Here is a 16749-nt window from a genome sequence, read left to right on the forward strand (position 1 = left end):
CCAAGACCACACCGAACCGGCTGGGGGCCCGGGGGGCACCCCCCGGGAGATGCAGTCATACGTCGATGCTACCTCGCATACTCGTCACATTGACGATTTCCCCGGGTCGTTTGTGCGTGCGCCCCTCCCGGGTGGCAGCATGGAACCCGTGAGTGTCGCACCGACGGAGATCGAACGTCCCGAAACGACCGAAGCACCTTTCGAGGTGACGGAACCCGACGTGCCCTGGGTGACCGTCGTTCACAATGACCCCGTCAACCTCATGAGTTACGTGACCTACGTGTTCCAGGCGTACTTCGGGTACTCCAAGGAGAAGGCGCGCAAGCTCATGCTCGACGTCCACCGGAAGGGCCGCGCGATCGTGTCCAGCGGGACCCGCGAAGAAATGGAGCGCGACGTGCAGGCGATGCACGGCTACGGCCTCTGGGCGACTCTCACGCAGGACCGCTGATGGCCGGCCACTTCGAAGCCCTGCCCGGCGGGGGAGCGGCGGCCGCCTTCGACGAGGTCGAGATCTCCATCCTGCGCAGCCTGGCCGTCCAGCTGATGGAACTGGTGGGCCCCGGCGACGAGCCCGCCGAGGGTGCCGACCCGCTGGACGCGCTCTTCGCCGAGGGCCCCAGCGAGCCGCCGTCCGACCCGGCGCTGGCCCGGCTCTTCCCCGACGCGTACGGCGGCCCCGACCGCGTACCGGACGACGACGCGCGCGCCGCCTCGGCGGAGTTCCGCCGCTACACCGAGAACGACCTGCGGACCCGCAAGCGCGAGGACGCCCTGGCGGTCGTCCGCTCCCTGGACGCGCTGTCCGCGGAGGGAGACAAGAAGGCCGAGGGCGCCGTGCTGCGGCTGAAGCCCGACGAGTCCCAGCAGTGGCTCGGTGCGCTGAACGATCTCCGGCTGGCGATCGGCACCCGTCTGGAGGTCTCGGACGAGGACGACGGCAGCGGGCTGATCGGCCTGCCGGACGACGACCCGCGCAAGCCGATGGCGATGGCGTACCTCTGGCTGGGCGGGCTGCAGGAGACCCTGATCGAGACGCTGATGCCCTGACCGGCGGCTTCGTCACCGGTCCGGCACGTCCGATTACGTACGGAGAGCCGTTCGCTCAGCGGATGCTCAAATCCGGATAACGATCGCATTACTGCGGAGCCCGGCCATCCTGCGCCTTTTGAATTTTGTCCTACTTTCTCTGTTGTGCCCTGCGGTGTCCCGGTAGTACATCCTCAGTGGTCGTGGTAAAAACTCTCGACCTGCCGCCGGTGACGCCACCCCTGTCGCCGCGGGAGCGCTTCGCCGGCCGACCGTCGGCGTGCAGGACTCCATCCGGGGGGATCGGGACCCGATCCGGACAGACCGGGTCGGAATGGAGAAAGGCGCACCACACATGACCTCAGCGCAGGTCGACAATCAGCACGGCGTCACCGACGCCGCGGGATCTGCCCCCGAAGAGGGCTATCAGCGCGGACTGGGAAACCGGCAGATCCAGATGATCGCCATTGGTGGCGCCATCGGAACAGGCCTGTTCCTCGGGGCGGGCAAGGCGATCTCGAAGGCCGGGCCGAGCATCATCCTCGCCTACGCCATCGTCGGACTCGTCATCTTCTTCATCATGCGGGCCCTGGGCGAGCTCCTCATGTACCGCCCCGTCTCGGGCTCCTTCTCCGAGTACGCCCGCGAGTTCCTCGGCCCCTTCATGGGTTTCGTGACCGGTTGGACGTACTGGCTCTTCTGGGTCGTCACCGGCATCACCGAGGTCACCGCGGCCGCGACGTACGTCCAGTACTGGAGCGACGGCATCCCGCAGTGGCTTGCCGCTTTGGTCTTCACCGTCGCGCTCTTCGGCATCAACCTGATCTCCGTGAAGATCTTCGGTGAGCTGGAGTTCTGGTTCTCCATGGTCAAGGTCACCGCCATCATCGGCATGATCCTGATCGGCCTGGGCGTGATCACGCTCGGCTTCTCCGACGCCGGCGACACCGCCTCCTTCAGTCTCCTGTGGTCCGAGGGCGGGTTCTTCCCCAAGGGCATCGGCGGCACGCTGATGACCCTCCAGATCGTGATGTTCGCCTTCCTCGCGGTCGAGCTGGTCGGCGTCACCGCCGGCGAGGCCACCGACCCGAAGAAGGTCCTTCCCAAGGCCATCAACACCGTGCCGTGGCGGATCGGCCTCTTCTACATCGGCGCGCTGATCATCATCCTGTCGGTCGTCAGCTGGACCGTCTTCGAGCCGGGCGTGAGCCCCTTCGTCGCGGCCTTCGCCAAGATCGGCCTCCCGGCCGGCGCCGGCATCGTGAACTTCGTCGTGCTCACCGCGGCGCTGTCCTCGGCCAACTCGGGCATGTACTCCACCGGCCGCATGCTGCGTGACCTGTCCCGCAACGGCCAGGGACCGAAGATCTTCGACCGGCTCAGCAAGAACGGCCTGCCGACCACCGGCACCGGCGTCTCGGTCGCGATGATGCTGGTCGGCGTCTGGATCAACTACCAGTGGCCGGGCGAGGCCTTCAACTACGTGGTCTCCTTCGCCACCATCTCCGGCATGTGGGCCTGGATCGTCATCCTGCTCTCGCAGCTGCGCTACCGGGCCAAGGCCAAGCGCGGCGAGCTGCCGCAGTCGGAGTTCAAGGCCCCTGGCGCCCCGTACACCTCGATCTTCGCGCTGGCCTTCATCGCCATGGTCATCGTGATGATGGGCATCGACCCGGACACCCGGATCTCGCTCTACGCGGCGCCGATCTGGGCCGCGATCATGGGCGTCGGCTACCTGGTCATCAAGCGCCGGGACCCCAACGTCTTCGCGGCCAAGAGCCCCGTCGACACCTCGAAGAAGGGCTGAGCCCCGCGGGGCCGGTCCGGCCTCCGTGTCCAGCATCCGGGCCCGTACGTATCAGAGAATGGTACGTACGGGCCCGATGCTTATTCTTGGGCCCATGCTGACCATCACCCGGGCCCTCTACGACCAGATCGTCGAGCACGCCCGCAAGGACCATCCCGACGAGGCGTGCGGCGTCCTGGCGGGCCCGACGCCGGCGCCCGCGGACGGCCGTCCCGAGCGGTTCGTCCCGATGCTGAACGCGGCGCGGTCGCCCACGTTCTACGAATTCGACTCCACCGACCTGCTCAAGCTCTACCGCGAGCTGGACGACCGGGACGAGGAGCCCGTCGTCATCTACCACTCGCACACCGCCACCGAGGCCTACCCGTCCCGCACGGACGTCTCGTACGCGAACGAGCCGAACGCGCACTACGTCCTCGTCTCCACCGCGGACACCGACGACGCCGGCCCGTTCCAGTTCCGCTCCTACCGGATCGTGGAAGGCGTGATCACCGAGGAGGAGGTCGAGGTCGTCGACGCGTACAAGTGACGCGTGACGCCCGTCACCTCCCGCACGGGTCCGGCCCCGGCGGCGCAGGGTCCGCCGGGGCGCCCCGAATGGGCGCATCCCACATGGTGTGCACCGTCCGTCCGCATCCCGAGACCGGGTTCCAAAAGCCGGACCGGGAATCGATACGATGACCGCATGGTTGACCACGACGTGAGCGAAAAGACGCCGGGCTTGCTGCTCGTGGCGCGGCTGCACGTCGACCTGTGCCGCCTCGCCAGCGCGATCTGTCCGCGCCGCGCAGCCGGCTGACCGGTTCCGCCTGCCCGGACGCAGGCAGCCGGCCGAGACGGTCGGCGGGCTCCGCACGTACGCCCCGCCCGCGTCCCAGGACGCCTCGCCCGACGCGCCGCAGCGGCGCATTCCAGACTCGCTCTCCGGCCCCTCCGGGAAGCGCCCCAGCCAGCCGAAACCAGGAGCATCCTCATGGCCATCGAGGTCCGAATCCCGACCATCCTGCGCACCCACACCGACGGCCAGAAGGCCGTGGAGGGCAGCGGCGACACCCTCGGCGAGCTCTTCGACGACCTGGAGACCCGGCACGCCGGCATCAAGGAGCGCCTGGTCGACGGCGGGCAGCTGCGCCGCTTCGTCAACGTCTACCTGAACGACGAGGACGTCCGCTTCCTCGACGGCATCACCACGAAGGTCGCCGACGGCGACAGCGTGACGATCCTTCCGGCGGTAGCAGGGGGTGCCGGGGCGGAGCCCCGCCCTGCAGGGGCGGTGGCCGGGCGACGGGCGGGTGGCTCCCGCTGATGCGGTACGACAGCCCGCTCGCCGCGGTCGGCAACACCCCCCTGGTGCGCCTGCCGCGGCTGTCGCCCTCCGACGACGTACGGATCTGGGCCAAGCTGGAGGACCGCAACCCCACCGGCTCCGTCAAGGACCGTCCCGCGCTGCACATGATCGAGCAGGCGGAGAAGGACGGCCGGCTCACCCCCGGCTGCACGATCCTGGAGCCCACCAGCGGCAACACCGGCATCTCGCTCGCCATGGCGGCCAAGCTCAAGGGCTACCGCATCGTGTGCGTCATGCCGGAGAACACCTCCCAGGAGCGCCGCGAGCTGCTCGCAATGTGGGGCGCGGAGATCATCTCCAGCCCCGCCGCGGGCGGCTCCAACACCGCCGTACGGGTCGCCAAGGAGCTCTCGGCCGAGCACCCCGACTGGGTGATGCTGTACCAGTACGGCAACCCGGACAACGCGGGCGCGCACTACGCCACCACCGGCCCCGAGATCCTCGCCGACCTGCCCTCCGTCACGCACTTCGTGGCGGGCCTGGGCACCACCGGCACCCTCATGGGCGTCGGCCGCTACCTGCGTGAGCACGTACCCGGCGTCAACATCGTGGCCGCCGAGCCGCGCTACGACGACGTGGTCTACGGCCTGCGCAACCTCGACGAGGGCTTCATCCCGGAGCTCTACGACGAGTCCGTGCTGACCACCCGCTTCTCCGTCGGCTCCCAGGACGCGGTGCGCCGCACCCGCGAACTCCTCGCCGAGGAGGGCATCTTCGCGGGCATCTCCACCGGTGCCGCCCTGCACGCCGCCATCGGCGTGGCGAAGAAGGCCGTCAAGGCGGGCGAGAACGCCGACGTGGTGTTCGTCGTCGCGGACGGCGGCTGGAAGTACCTCTCCACCGGCGTCTACACCGCCGAGAGCACCGAAGCGGCCATCGAGACGCTGCACGGTCAGCTGTGGGCGTGACCCCGCTCTGACACCGCTTCCCGAAGGCGCCCGGCCCACCCGGCCGGGCGCCTTCGCGTGTTCCGGGCGACTCTCGGGCCGGGGTCCTGCCGGGTGCCTACCGGGCCAGGTGCCGGACCCGTTCCCACAGCTGCGGATCGGCGGTGCCCGCGCGGCGCCGGAAGCCGGTCACCGCCACCTCCCGCAGCTCGTCCGTCTCCAGATAGCTCGGCCTGTTCCGCGCGTCGCCCACCGTGCCGGGCGGCAGCGCGATCACGCCGGGCCGCTCGGCGTGGTACCGCGTAGTGATCTTCGCGACCAGCGCAGACCCGCCGCGTACGGCCAGCACCAGACACGGCCGGTCCTTTGCCCGCCCGTCGCCCGCCACCACCCTGCCCGACACGCTGCGCGTGGCCCCTTTCTCCACCGAGTCCTCGAACGGCACCATCGCCCACCAGATCTCGCCCGGCTCCGGCACCCCGCCGAGGCCCTTGCCGGGACGGGCACGGACCGGCCGGTCACCCGGGCGCCGCGAGCCGGGCCCGGTACCGTGCCGGCCGCCCTGCGCCGGGCCGCGCCCCGGCCGCCGTCGCTTCGGGCCCCGGCCCGAACGGGCCAGCCCGTCGACCACCGCCGCCACCAGCGCCAGCACGACCACGGCCAGCACCGCCGGCCACCATGAGGTGTCCACGCCCGCCTCCTCGCTCGCCGCGACACGCCCCGCGCCGCCCGCCGGGTACACCACGGCCTGCCGGCCGCCGCCCGGCGGAAGATCCTCCCGCCAGGTGACCGTACATACCGGCCCTCGTCCCTCCCGGCACAAAGGCCCACCCGGACTGGTGATTCCGCCCACAGCTCGCCCCGCTGGAGGAGCCACCGGCCCTTTCGCGCCTTACCCTCGTGGGCACTGCAACGACTGGTACGGACCGGCCGAGCACGGACCGAGCCCCGCCGCATGGACCCGCCGCACCGCCCCCCGCCCACGGAGGTTCACGCCCCTATGAAGCTCACTGTCGTCGGATGCTCGGGGTCGTTCCCTTCGACGGAATCGGCCTGTTCGAGCTACCTCCTGGAGGCCGACGGCTTCAGGCTGCTCATCGACATGGGCAACGGTGCCCTCGGCGAGCTGCAGCGCCACTGCGGTCTCTACGACCTCGACGCGGTACTCCTCTCCCACCTGCACGCCGACCACTGCATCGACCTCTGCGGGTACTTCGTGGTGCGTTACTACCGCCCCGACGGCGGCCGGTGCGCCCCGATGCCGGTCTACGGCCCGGCCGGCACCGAGCGGCGCCTCACCGCCGCCCACGCCGACCTGCCCACCGACCGCGCCATGAGCGAGGTCTTCGACTTCCGCACGCTCACCCCGGGCACCTTCACCGTCGGCCCCTTCACGATCCGTACGGAGAAGGTCAGCCACCCCGTGGAGGCGTACGGCTTCCGCATCGAGCACGACGGCCGGTCGCTCACGTACTCCGGCGACACCGGCGTCTGCGATTCCCTGCACACGCTGGCCGAGGACGCCGACTTCTTCCTGTGCGAGGCCTCTTTCACGCACGGCAAGGAGGACATCCCCGACCTGCACCTGAACGGCCGCGAGGCCGGCGAACACGCGGCCCGCGCCCGCGTCGGCCGCCTGGTCCTCACCCACATCCCTCCGTGGACCGACCCCGGCATCAGCCTCCGCGACGCCCAGGACGTCTTCAACGGCCCGGTCGAGGTCGCGAAGGCGGGGGCGGTGTACGAGATCTAGGAAGGCGGCGCGAGGCGAGCCAGAAGCCCTCGCAGCTGGCTGAAATCGTCTTCCAGGCCCTGGCCGGCTCCGCGGTCCGCTGCCTTGTGGTACGCGGTGCCGGCCAGGTCGTAGCGGCCGCTGGCCAGTGCGGCTGTGGCTTGAACCTCGAACAGGCGGGCAAGGAGGAAACGGTTGTCGGGCGTCTCCCACTTCTCGGCCTCGCCCATCTGCTCAGCCAAGCCGGACAGGCGGGCCAGGAGTCGGCTCGTCTCCATGACGCTGCGGAAGTACATCGCCTCGACGCGCCCGCCGACGGCGTCCAGACGGTCGGTCCAGTGCAGAATTTCCTCGGCGCCGCCGAATCCCAGTGCCAGTTCGCACAGCAGGACCCAGCAGTCGAAGCGACGTTCGCTCACGTAGTCCGGCGCGTCGCTGGGCATTGCTTCCAGGGCTCCGGACAGCTCGGCGAATCGGTGCCTGAGCAGTTCCGGGGTGGCCGTCGTCCGGTCCAGAGTGTCGCGGATCTCGTGGTAGATCCACTTGGGGTTGGCGGGTTCTTCCTGGCGGGCCAGCGCGAGCAACCGGCCGTTGCGTCGCGGTTTCTGCTTGCGGGCGATCTCCTCCGGCGTGTAGCCGGAATGGTCCACGCGCACCGACACGTAGACGCGCGGCGGAGTGTTGCCCGAGGAGTCATAGGGGCGCTCGTGAACCCGTCCTCTGAAGGAGAAGGATGTCGTCGCGCGCAGGATGCGGCGGTTTTCGGTGTAAGCAGTGCCGTTCGTGTCCACGATGGCGGGGCAGACGATGAAGTCGGCCTCCGGCAGGACGTGGTCCAGTGCCCGAAGCACCTTGCGGAGCCGCCCCGCGTGCTCCTCGGACAGGACTTCGTCGGCGTCCACGTACATCACCCAGCCGTCCGCGATCTCGCGCAGCGCCAGATTCCGGTGGTGAGCGAAGTCGTCGGCCCATGGCTCGTGGACCGACCGGAGGTCACGGTGGGCTTGCGAGGCGCGGCGCACTGTGTCGTCCGTCGAACCCGAATCGATCAGCAGGACGCGGTCGGCGTCCTGCGAGAGAGCAGACAGGCACGAGTCAATGAGCTCGCCCTCGTCGCGAGTGAGCACGGCAGCGGTGATGAGGGGCTCCGCCGCCCGGGCGTAGCCGTCGACCAGTTCGCCCATGCTTCCGGCAGCCAGCGGAATCGTGGTGAGTTCGGGGCTCACAGCGCTGACCAGCGTCAGGTCTTCCAGGAGCGGCGCGGTGGGGGCAGTGCCGGCATGAGTCAGCAGCTCGGTGAGGTTCATACGGAAACTTTCTGCAGGGTGCCCTGGCGAGGTGACGCGTGACCCTCGTCCAGCGAGAAGGAGGCGTCGAAACCCACTCCGGAAACACTTCCGTGGGAGACGACCAGCTTGGTTGCGCCGAGGGCGGTCAGGTCGGCCCAGATCGACTCGAAGGTCGCCCGGTCGATCCCGCTGAAACTCTCGTCGAAGAGGTAGACACATGGCGAGAGGAGCAGGGCGCGTGCCAGCGAGAGCCGCTGGAGCTGCCCTCGGGACAGCCCTGTGCCGCCCTCGCGCAGAACGTGGTCAAGACCGTCGGGGAACGCATCGGCGATCTCGAGGAAGCGGGCGGTGCGGCATGCTTCCCGGATCTGCTCCTCCGGGTAGTCCACACCGAGAGTGAGGTTCTCGCGTACGGACGCGGCGAGGACGGTGGGGGTTTCGGGAACGTAGAGGATGTGCCGACGCAGGGTCGCCTCGTCCATGAGCCGGATTTCCGCTCCACCCAGCGTCATGCTCCCCTCGTATCCGTGGCTGAGCCCGGCAAGGGACGTGAGCAGAGTGCTTTTCCCTGATCCGTTGCCGCCCTGGACCAGGACCCGATGTCCGGTGGGGACACTGAGGTTCAGGGCGTCGAGAGTGGGGCGCGGGGCCGCCGGGTGGATCACGCGCAGCGAGCGGATCTCGATGTCGAAGGGGTTGGCTGGAACCTGGACCTCCTGCCGGCTCAGCTGAAGGCTGGGGTCGTCCTTCTGCAGTGCGATGTCCCGATAGCGGCCGAGCGCTGCCGAAGTGCGCTGCAGAGTGATCTGCAGGGAGGCGATGGATTCCATGGAGGTGAGAAAATACCCAGCCATGGTGAGATACGAGAAGACCTGGCCGATACTGAGTTCGTTCCGGTGTACGTATATCAGGGCGATCCAGGTGACCACCACGGTGAAGACTGCCTGATTCGCGACCTTGATGACGCTGTTCAGGTTCTCCAAGCGGCCCAGTCGCTTTTCCGATTCGATGCGCCGGTCCAGAAGCGCGGAGAGTCGTTGCCGGGCGAAGTCACGCCGTCCGTAGGAGACCAGCTCCGCGTGCCCCTGCAATACATTGACGGCTTCCGACTTCAGCGTGGCGTCGCGTTGTAGGGCTTCCTCCGCGGTTTCCCGGATCGCGGGGAAAAGCAGGTAGGAACTGAGGATGTTGAAGATGACCGGCGGTATGAGGAAGAGGAAGAGGACGACGTTCGTCGCGAGCAGGTATATGCCGACCGTCAGTACCACGAATAGATCGATGGCGGCTCCGATGCTGGTGGTGGTGACCAGCCCCTGTATTTCCTGTACATCGTCGAGCCGACTGACCAGGTCGCCGGTTCTTCGGGAACGGAAAAAGGCGGGGGACAGGTTCAGCAGCTTCTCCGTGTAACGGTTCGAGAGCCGCCGTTGCAGGAGTTGGCTGAGAGTCACCACCGTGCGCCCACGGCCATATTGAAGCCCGGCGGTGGCCAGGGCCAAGACGATGAATCCACCGGAGAGAGCGGTCAGGGAACCGACGCTGCCGCTTTGTACGGTCTCATCCACCGCCACCTGCACGAAGAGACTGATGGCCAGGGCAAGTAGCGAGACGGCGACGGTGGCGAGGAGAATGAGTACCAGGGCGCGGCGGTTCTCCCGCAGCGCGTCCCACAGCAGGCGCGGCGCGTGAAGGGCATTGGCGCGGGTGCGTAGGGTCAGCCTTCCGTCGGGGGGGCGCTCCGTGACCAGGGCCTCACCGTGGAAGGTCCGGGCCAGCTCGTCGGCCGGCACCCTGCGGACCCTGGAGAAGAGAGGGTCGCTGACCGCGAACTCGCCCTGCGGTGTGACCGCATGGGCCACGACGAAGTGCCGGTAGCCTTCGTCGTCGATGAGAAGGATCGCCGGGCCTGCCAGGCGGACGGCCTGGCTGAGCTCGTCCGTGCTCAGCCTGAGCGGCTCGGAGTCGACGCCGTAGCCGGCCAGGGTTTCCTTGAGGCTGAGCAGGCTGGACCCGTTTTCCCCGAGACCGACGGACTCCCGCAGGACGGCGCTGTCGATGAGCATGCCGTGCCTGCGGAGAATGATGCGCGCACAAGCGGGGCCGCAATCACTCTCGCCTTCCTGCGAAGTGTGGAATTTCTGCCACTTCACCGAAGAACTCCTGTGTAGAAAAGGGCGTGTGCCCTCCCTGACAGGAGGGCACACGCCTTGATGTGGCCTCAGCCGTAGAGCTTGTCGCAGCCCATGTTCTTCCACAGCTTGTACCAGTCGGTCATCGATCCGCCGCAGGCGGCCGGGTTGAGCGACTGTGCATACCATGCGGAGCACTGCAGGCGCGTCGGCTTCTTCTTGCCCTCGCCGGAAGCGGCAGCGGCCTCTTCGGTCGTGAGTGCGGTGAACTCCATGTCACGCAGTTCGGAAAGGCTCACGCGAATCCCCCTTTGATTGATTTTTGAACTTTACAGAAGACCGATCGAGATCGGTCGCGGTCGGTCATCAACTTAACTTCCGGATGTGCTGTTGATCAAGGGTGAATTGGCCTGCGGGGGATGATGTGCATCGCAACCGGTCAACCTTTTTCTCAACTCCGAGTGTGAGACGGGTGGTTGGTCGGAGCAGGAAAAAGGGTTCCCCGTCCGCAATGGACGGGGAACCCTGAGGAGCGGCAGCCAGTGGCCGCCGGACTACTTGGCTTCGGCCTTCTGCAGTTCCTTCAGCTCCTCGTCGGACTCGCGGCCCGGCGTGGGGAGGTTGAACTTGGTGATGGCGAATCGGAAGACCACGTAGTAAAGGGCTGCGAAGCACAGGCCCATCAGGGCGAGGCCCCACGGGTTCGTCGCGATGCCCAGATTGAGCCCGAAGTCGACGGCACCGGCTGAGAAGCCGAATCCGTCCTTCATGCCCAGGGCCCAGGCCAGCCCCATGGAGACGCCGGTGAGGACCGCGTGGATGCCGTACAGCACCGGCGCGATGAACATGAAGGTGAACTCGATCGGCTCGGTCACGCCGGTGACGAACGCGGTGAGCGCCAGCGAGAGCATCATGCCGCCGACGACCTTGCGACGCTCCGGGCGGGCGCAGTGGGTGATCGCGAGGCAGGCGGCGGGCAGTGCAAACATCATGATCGGAAAGAAGCCGGTCATGAACTGCCCGGCGGTCGGGTCGCCGGCGAGGAAGCGCGCGATGTCGCCGTGCTTGCCCTCGTACTCGCCTGCCTGGAGCCAGGGGAAGGAGTTCAGCAGGTGGTGCATGCCGACGGGAATCAGGGCGCGGTTGGCGACGCCGTAGATGCCGGCGCCCACGGCGCCCGAACCGACGAGCCATTCACTGAAGTTGTGCAGTCCCGTGCCGAGTACCGGCCAGATGAGACCGAAGACGATGCCTATGACGAGGCCCGCGAAGGCCGACAGGATCGGGACGAGGCGGCGGCCACCGAAGAAGCCCGCCCAGTCGGGCAGCTTGGTGCGATAGAAGCGCTGGTAGAGCAGCGCCACGACGAGGCCCATCACCACGCCGCCGAGTACGCCGGCGTTGACCGGCGCCTCATTCATGACGATCTTTCCGTCGACGACCGAGGCGACCTTGGGAAGGTTCTTGTCGGTGAAAGTGGCGAGAACCTTCTGAAATACGAGGTAGCCGGTCACCGCGGCCAGGGCCGTGGAGCCATCCGACTTCTTGGCGTAGCCGATAGCGATGCCCACGGCGAACAGCAGGGGCATGTTGTCGAGGATCGCGCCGCCGCCGGCGGCCATGTAGCTGGCGATCTTGGTGATGACGGTCGGGAAGGACTCCCGGCCCAGCATGTCATCGTTGCCGAGGCGGACAAGCAGGGCGGCTGCAGGCAGTACGGCGACCGGCAGCATGAGGCTTCGGCCGATGCGCTGCAGGACAGCCATCACGCCGGGGCCCTTCTTCTTGTCGGCCGCGGGGGCGGCGGTGGCCGTGGACACAACTTCCTCCAGTGAGCAAAGGCGCCGCCTTGTCGGAAGGAAGGGGGCGGCGTCTCCGGGGGCGCAGCCAGGGGAGGCCGCGTGGTCTACACCACTTTGACTGGTGTAGACCTGTTGTAGCACGGTGGGGGCGCCCTGAGGAACCTGCTGCGAAGGGTGAGCAGGTAATAGTGACGTAAGGGTTCTCAAAGCCGTTCAACCGCAGCGTCCGGAGACCGAGCAGGGTGTCGCCCTACTTCACGTTCTCCCTGTCCATCTCCTCTTCCAATTCCTCGGGCTCGCGCCCCGGAGTCGGCAGGTCAAACTTGGTGATCACGATGCGGAACAGTACGTAGTACACCACCGCGAAGCACAGCCCGATCGGAATGATCATCCAGGGCTTGGTCGCCAACCCCCAGTTGATGACGTAGTCGATCAGGCCCGCCGAGAAGCTGAAGCCGTCCTTCACGCCCAGTGCCCAGCTCACGGCCATGGATACACCGGTCAGCACTGCGTGAATTGCGTACAGCGCCGGCGCGATGAACAGGAAGGAGTACTCGATCGGCTCGGTGATACCGGTGACGAACGATGTCAGTCCGACCGAGAGCATCATTCCGCCGACGACCTTGCGGCGTTCCGGGCGGGCGCAGTGGGTGATCGCGAGACAGGCGGCAGGCAGCGCGAACATCATGATCGGGAAGAACCCGGTTGTGAACTGGCCCGCAGTGGGGTCGCCGGCGAGGAAGCGGTTGATATCGCCATGCACCTGCGTGCCGTCCGGCTTGGTGTAGTCGCCGAACTGGAACCAGAGAAACACGTTGAGGAACTGGTGCAGGCCCACGACCAGCAGCGCCCGGTTCGCCACGCCGAAGATTCCGGAGCCCGTCGACCCCAGGTCCACCATCCACTTGCTGAAACTCGTCAGCGCGTCGCCGATCGGCGGCCACACGAACAGGCAGATCACCGCGAAGGCCAGCGCCACGAACGACATGATGATCGGCACCAGCCGCCGCCCGTTGAAGAAGCCCAGCCAGTCCACCAGCTTCGTACGGTGGTACCGCTGCCAGAACCACGCCGACAGCAGCCCGATCACGATGCCGCCGAAGACGCCCGGGTTCTGGTACGACGCCGGCGCTCCCGTCCCGTCCTTCGCCACGCACGCGCCGCCCAGCGGACCGCCGCTCACGAACGTCGTGCCGCCCGCGCAGTCCTCCGGGAACTGGTGCAGCACGAAGAAGTACACGAGGAACCCCGCGACCGCCGCCAGCGCCGTCGACCCGTCCGCCTTCTTCGCCATGCCGATCGCGACACCGACGCAGAACAGCATCGGCAGCCCGAGCGAGGAGTCCAGCAGCGCGCTGCCCGCGCCCGCGAACACCTTCGCCACGTCGTCCCAGCCCAGCCCCTCGGCGCCGAAGACATCGGGCTGGCCGAGCCGGTTCAGGATGCCCGCCGCCGGCAGCACCGCGATCGGCAGCTGGAGGCTGCGCCCCATCTTCTGCAGGCCCTGGAACAGCCCGCCGCCCCACTTCTTCTTCCTCGGCGCCGCCGCGTCCGAACTCATCCGCATCCTCCCGGCCGTCGGCCCCGCGACGGCCGACTCGTGCTTGCCGCATACTGGTGGTGTAGACCATTCGTAGTGGCGCTGCCGGGACCTCCCGGACGCACCACCGGGTGGTCGCCATCATTCGCCAGGCAGCGGACATACGCCCGTCCAACAGGGCTGAACGTGCGTTACCGTGTGGAATCCTTCGGCACCATCGCCGACGGCCGAGACAAGCAGGAGTGGACATGGCCAGCAAGGCTGAGAAGATCGTCGCCGGGCTCGGTGGCCTCGACAACATCGAAGAGGTCGAAGGCTGCATCACCCGCCTCCGCACCGAGGTCGTCGACCCGTCCCTCGTCGACGAGGCCGCCCTCAAGGCCGCCGGCGCGCACGGCGTCGTGAAGATGGGCACCGCCATCCAGGTCGTCATCGGCACCGACGCCGACCCCATCGCGGCCGACATCGAAGACATGATGTGAGCTGAGCCCCCGGCTCCCACCGAGGCCCCTTTCGTGCGCGCGTACGCACCGGAACGGGGCCTTCGGCATTCCCGATAGGGTCGTCCCCATGTCTCGCATCGACGGCCGCACCCCCGAACAGCTCCGCCCCGTCACCATCGAACGCGGATGGAGCAAGCACGCCGAGGGCTCCGTCCTCATCTCCTTCGGCGACACCAAGGTCTTCTGCACCGCCTCCGTCACCGAAGGCGTGCCCCGCTGGCGCAAGGGCAGCGGCGAGGGCTGGGTCACCGCCGAATACTCCATGCTGCCCCGCTCCACCAACACCCGCGGCGACCGCGAATCCGTCCGCGGCAAGATCGGCGGCCGCACCCACGAGATCTCCCGCCTCATCGGCCGCTCGCTGCGCGCCGTGATCGACTACAAGGCGCTCGGCGAGAACACCATCGTCCTGGACTGCGACGTCCTCCAGGCCGACGGCGGCACCCGCACCGCCGCCATCACCGGCGCGTACGTCGCCCTCGCCGACGCCGTCGCCTGGGCCCAGGGCAAGAAGCTCATCAAGGCCGGCCGCAAGCCGCTGACCGGCACGGTCTCCGCCGTCTCCGTCGGCATCGTCGACGGCAAGCCGCTCCTCGACCTCTGCTACGAGGAGGACGTCCGCGCCGAGACCGACATGAACGTCGTCTGCACCGGCGACGGCCGCTTCGTCGAGGTCCAGGGCACCGCCGAGGCCGAGCCCTTCGCCCGCGACGAGCTCAACGCCCTCCTCGACCTCGCCGTCGCGGGCTGCGCCGACCTGGACAAGGCGCAGCGGGAGGCGCTGGAACGGACGCTGTGACCTGCGGCGTACCGGCGCGGGACACCGGTGCGGGACGCGGGCTGTCCGGCATTCGGTGATCTGTGACGTTCCCCTCGTGGGAGCTGTATCTCTAGGAATGGCTGCGGTACGGGCGCACTGTGGGAAGCGCGCCCTCCGCTTCCCGTACGGCACGTTTCGTGCGGTTGCTCGTACGCCTCGTACGGCTCATGCGGGCTCGTGCGGCCATCAGGGCCCGTACGGACTCCTGCGGCTCGTGCGGGCGGGGCGCATCTCCCCAGCACCCGACGACGAGGAACATCACCGTCATGCCTGCTGAAGCCGCCGCCAGCGCCGCCGCCCTCGACGCGCCCGCCGCCCGCACCGGGGGACCCAAGGACGACTCGCCGTGGATGGAGCACCTCCTCGGCTGGACACTCGTGGTCGTCCTGGCCATGTTCCTGACCCAGACCGGCCTCATCACCGGACTTACCTGACCTTCCGCCGCATACCGGCGACGTCGGCAACCAAAAGCGCGCGCCAGGCGTTCCTTCCTTTACCTGTTCATTGCTTAGGGAGGGCCCCGCCCATGTCCGCGTACCGCTTCGCCCGCCGTCGCCGTTCCCCCGGATCGGGCGCCGCCGTGCGGCCCGCCCGTCGTACGGCCGTGACCGCCGCCTCCGCCGTGGCGGCCATCGCCCTCGCCGTCCCCGTGCTGACCGGGTGCGGAGCGGTGGAGACGGCCATGGACTGCGCGCAGACCGCCACCGCCGTCGGCAAGAACGTCGACGAGCTCCAGCAGGCCTTCTCCAACGGCGCCGACAACCCGGCGGAGGCGCAGCAGGCCCTCGACAAGATCGACAAGAACCTCGACGAGCTCGGCGACAAGAGCGACAACGCCGACATCGGCAAGGCCGTCGACGACCTCTCCCGCGGCGTCAAGGACGCACAGCAGTCCCTCGACCAGGGCAAGACCCCCGACACCACCCCCATCGAATCCGCCGCCTCGGAACTCACCAAGATCTGCACTCCGGGCTGACGGGCCGCGTGACACGCGGGGCGGGGCAGGGCGGGGCAGGGCGGCCCGCCCCGCCGGGCCGGTCGAGTGCGACGCACCGGGATAATCGCTCACCATGAAGCACCAGCGCCTGATCCTCGCGACCCGTAACGCCGGCAAGATCACCGAACTCCGCGCCATCCTCACCGAGGCCGACCTCGACATCGAGCTGGTCGGCGCCGACGCGTACCCGGACGTCCCCGACGTCAAGGAAACCGGCGTCACCTTCGCCGAGAACGCCCTGCTGAAGGCCCACGCCCTCGCCCAGGCCACCGGCCACCCCGCCGTCGCCGACGACTCCGGCCTCTGCGTGGACGTACTGAACGGCGCCCCCGGCATCTTCTCCGCCCGCTGGGCCGGCCGGCACGGCGACGACCGGGCCAACCTCGACCTGCTCCTCGCCCAGCTCTCCGACATCGCCGACGAACACCGCGCGGCCCACTTCGCCTGCGCCGCGGCCCTCGCCCTCCCGGACGGCACCGAACGCGTCGTCGAGGGCAAGCTGGAGGGCACCCTCCGCCACGCCCCCGCGGGCAACGGCGGCTTCGGCTACGACCCGATCCTCCAGGTCGAAGGCGACACCCGCACCTGCGCCGAACTCACAGCAGCCGAAAAAAACGCCATCAGCCACCGAGGCAAGGCATTCCGCGCGCTGGCCCCAGTGGTCCGGGAACTGCTGGGCTGAGCGCCGCCGCGCAGCAATGCCGAAGGCCCGGCTCGCGGGGTGCGCGAGCCGGGCCTTTGAAACCATGGTCAACGAGCAGTGCGGCCGGTGGGATTCGAACCCACATGGGTATTACCCACTGGTACCTAAAACCAGCATGTATTCCAGTTCCATCACGGCCGCTGGCCGCCAGCCATGGTACCGG

At 68.3% G+C, this 16749-nt stretch carries 19 protein-coding genes and 1 tRNA gene; 13 read left to right on the forward strand and 7 right to left on the reverse strand.

The annotated features are described in order from the left end of the window. Positions 1-139: 139 nt before the first annotated feature. From clpS to ACIGQF_RS18240, 7 genes are all read left to right on the forward strand, one after another. Entirely contained in the window at positions 140-451 is a 312-nt protein-coding gene (gene clpS / locus ACIGQF_RS18210) for an ATP-dependent Clp protease adapter ClpS (protein ID WP_361562657.1), read from the forward strand. Beyond that, entirely contained in the window at positions 451-1050 is a 600-nt protein-coding gene (locus ACIGQF_RS18215) for a DUF2017 domain-containing protein (protein WP_399711135.1), read from the forward strand. The genes clpS and ACIGQF_RS18215 overlap by 1 nt, the downstream gene beginning before the upstream one ends. A gap of 334 nt (positions 1051-1384) precedes the next feature. Further along, complete coding sequence (locus ACIGQF_RS18220; RefSeq protein WP_399711137.1) at positions 1385-2836, forward strand: amino acid permease; 1452 nt, start codon at positions 1385-1387, stop codon at positions 2834-2836. 94 nt (positions 2837-2930) lie between these two features. Continuing rightward, positions 2931-3365, forward strand: a complete 435-nt coding sequence (locus tag ACIGQF_RS18225) for a Mov34/MPN/PAD-1 family protein (RefSeq protein WP_399711139.1) — start codon at positions 2931-2933, stop codon at positions 3363-3365. A 156-nt stretch (positions 3366-3521) separates the two neighbouring features. Then, complete coding sequence (locus ACIGQF_RS18230; protein ID WP_361562663.1) at positions 3522-3635, forward strand: putative leader peptide; 114 nt, start codon at positions 3522-3524, stop codon at positions 3633-3635. A gap of 174 nt (positions 3636-3809) precedes the next feature. Continuing rightward, positions 3810-4142: a MoaD/ThiS family protein gene (locus ACIGQF_RS18235; RefSeq protein ID WP_399711142.1), complete on the forward strand. Its 333-nt coding sequence runs from the start codon at positions 3810-3812 to the stop codon at positions 4140-4142. Continuing rightward, a complete protein-coding gene (locus tag ACIGQF_RS18240) occupies positions 4142-5092 on the forward strand; it encodes a cysteine synthase (protein ID WP_361562667.1) in 951 nt (316 codons plus the stop codon). The genes ACIGQF_RS18235 and ACIGQF_RS18240 overlap by 1 nt, the downstream gene beginning before the upstream one ends. Positions 5093-5189: 97 nt before the next feature. Here the strand turns inward: ACIGQF_RS18240 and ACIGQF_RS18245 are convergent, their stop codons facing one another. Next, positions 5190-5762, reverse strand: a complete 573-nt coding sequence (locus tag ACIGQF_RS18245) for a type II toxin-antitoxin system PemK/MazF family toxin (RefSeq protein ID WP_399711145.1) — start codon at positions 5760-5762, stop codon at positions 5190-5192. A 309-nt stretch (positions 5763-6071) separates the two neighbouring features. Here ACIGQF_RS18245 and ACIGQF_RS18250 point away from each other — a divergent pair, with 309 nt between their 5' ends. Next, positions 6072-6824, forward strand: a complete 753-nt coding sequence (locus tag ACIGQF_RS18250) for an MBL fold metallo-hydrolase (RefSeq protein WP_399711147.1) — start codon at positions 6072-6074, stop codon at positions 6822-6824. On the opposite strand, the gene ACIGQF_RS18255 is transcribed toward ACIGQF_RS18250, so the two are convergent. The 5 genes from ACIGQF_RS18255 to ACIGQF_RS18275 form a co-directional block, all read right to left on the reverse strand. Continuing rightward, on the reverse strand, positions 6821-8110 hold the full coding sequence (locus ACIGQF_RS18255) for a glycosyltransferase (protein ID WP_399711148.1): 1290 nt from the start codon (positions 8108-8110) through the stop codon (positions 6821-6823). The genes ACIGQF_RS18250 and ACIGQF_RS18255 overlap by 4 nt on opposite strands. After that, on the reverse strand, positions 8107-10242 hold the full coding sequence (locus ACIGQF_RS18260) for a peptidase domain-containing ABC transporter (RefSeq protein WP_399711151.1): 2136 nt from the start codon (positions 10240-10242) through the stop codon (positions 8107-8109). The genes ACIGQF_RS18255 and ACIGQF_RS18260 overlap by 4 nt, the downstream gene beginning before the upstream one ends. 68 nt (positions 10243-10310) lie before the next feature. Next, positions 10311-10520, reverse strand: a complete 210-nt coding sequence (locus ACIGQF_RS18265) for a hypothetical protein (protein WP_399711153.1) — start codon at positions 10518-10520, stop codon at positions 10311-10313. Positions 10521-10775: 255 nt separating this feature from the next. After that, on the reverse strand, positions 10776-12041 hold the full coding sequence (locus ACIGQF_RS18270) for a PTS transporter subunit EIIC (RefSeq protein ID WP_399711155.1): 1266 nt from the start codon (positions 12039-12041) through the stop codon (positions 10776-10778). Between the two features lie 232 nt (positions 12042-12273). Next, on the reverse strand, positions 12274-13584 hold the full coding sequence (locus ACIGQF_RS18275; protein ID WP_399711157.1) for a PTS transporter subunit EIIC: 1311 nt from the start codon (positions 13582-13584) through the stop codon (positions 12274-12276). A 227-nt stretch (positions 13585-13811) separates the two neighbouring features. Between ACIGQF_RS18275 and ACIGQF_RS18280 the strand changes: the two genes are divergently transcribed. The 5 genes from ACIGQF_RS18280 (at position 13812) to ACIGQF_RS18300 (ending at position 16565) form a co-directional block, all read left to right on the forward strand. Then, positions 13812-14045 (forward strand): glucose PTS transporter subunit EIIB, encoded by a 234-nt coding sequence (locus ACIGQF_RS18280; RefSeq protein WP_030250235.1) that lies wholly within the window; start codon positions 13812-13814, stop codon positions 14043-14045. An 88-nt stretch (positions 14046-14133) separates the two neighbouring features. Continuing rightward, positions 14134-14865, forward strand: a complete 732-nt coding sequence (gene rph / locus ACIGQF_RS18285; protein WP_361562676.1) for a ribonuclease PH — start codon at positions 14134-14136, stop codon at positions 14863-14865. A 287-nt stretch (positions 14866-15152) separates the two neighbouring features. Further along, entirely contained in the window at positions 15153-15320 is a 168-nt protein-coding gene (locus ACIGQF_RS18290; RefSeq protein ID WP_399711160.1) for an SCO1431 family membrane protein, read from the forward strand. Between the two features lie 92 nt (positions 15321-15412). Continuing rightward, positions 15413-15862, forward strand: coding sequence for a hypothetical protein (locus ACIGQF_RS18295; RefSeq protein WP_399711162.1), 450 nt, complete (start codon positions 15413-15415; stop codon positions 15860-15862). A 94-nt stretch (positions 15863-15956) separates the two neighbouring features. After that, complete coding sequence (locus tag ACIGQF_RS18300) at positions 15957-16565, forward strand: XTP/dITP diphosphatase (protein WP_399711164.1); 609 nt, start codon at positions 15957-15959, stop codon at positions 16563-16565. 79 nt (positions 16566-16644) lie between these two features. Here ACIGQF_RS18300 and ACIGQF_RS18305 read toward each other — a convergent pair. Next, positions 16645-16727: transfer RNA gene (locus tag ACIGQF_RS18305), tRNA-Leu, on the reverse strand. Positions 16728-16749: the final 22 nt, after the last annotated feature.

Source organism: Streptomyces sp. NPDC053560 (genome assembly GCF_044544605.1).
Taxonomy (GTDB): domain Bacteria; phylum Actinomycetota; class Actinomycetes; order Streptomycetales; family Streptomycetaceae; genus Streptomyces.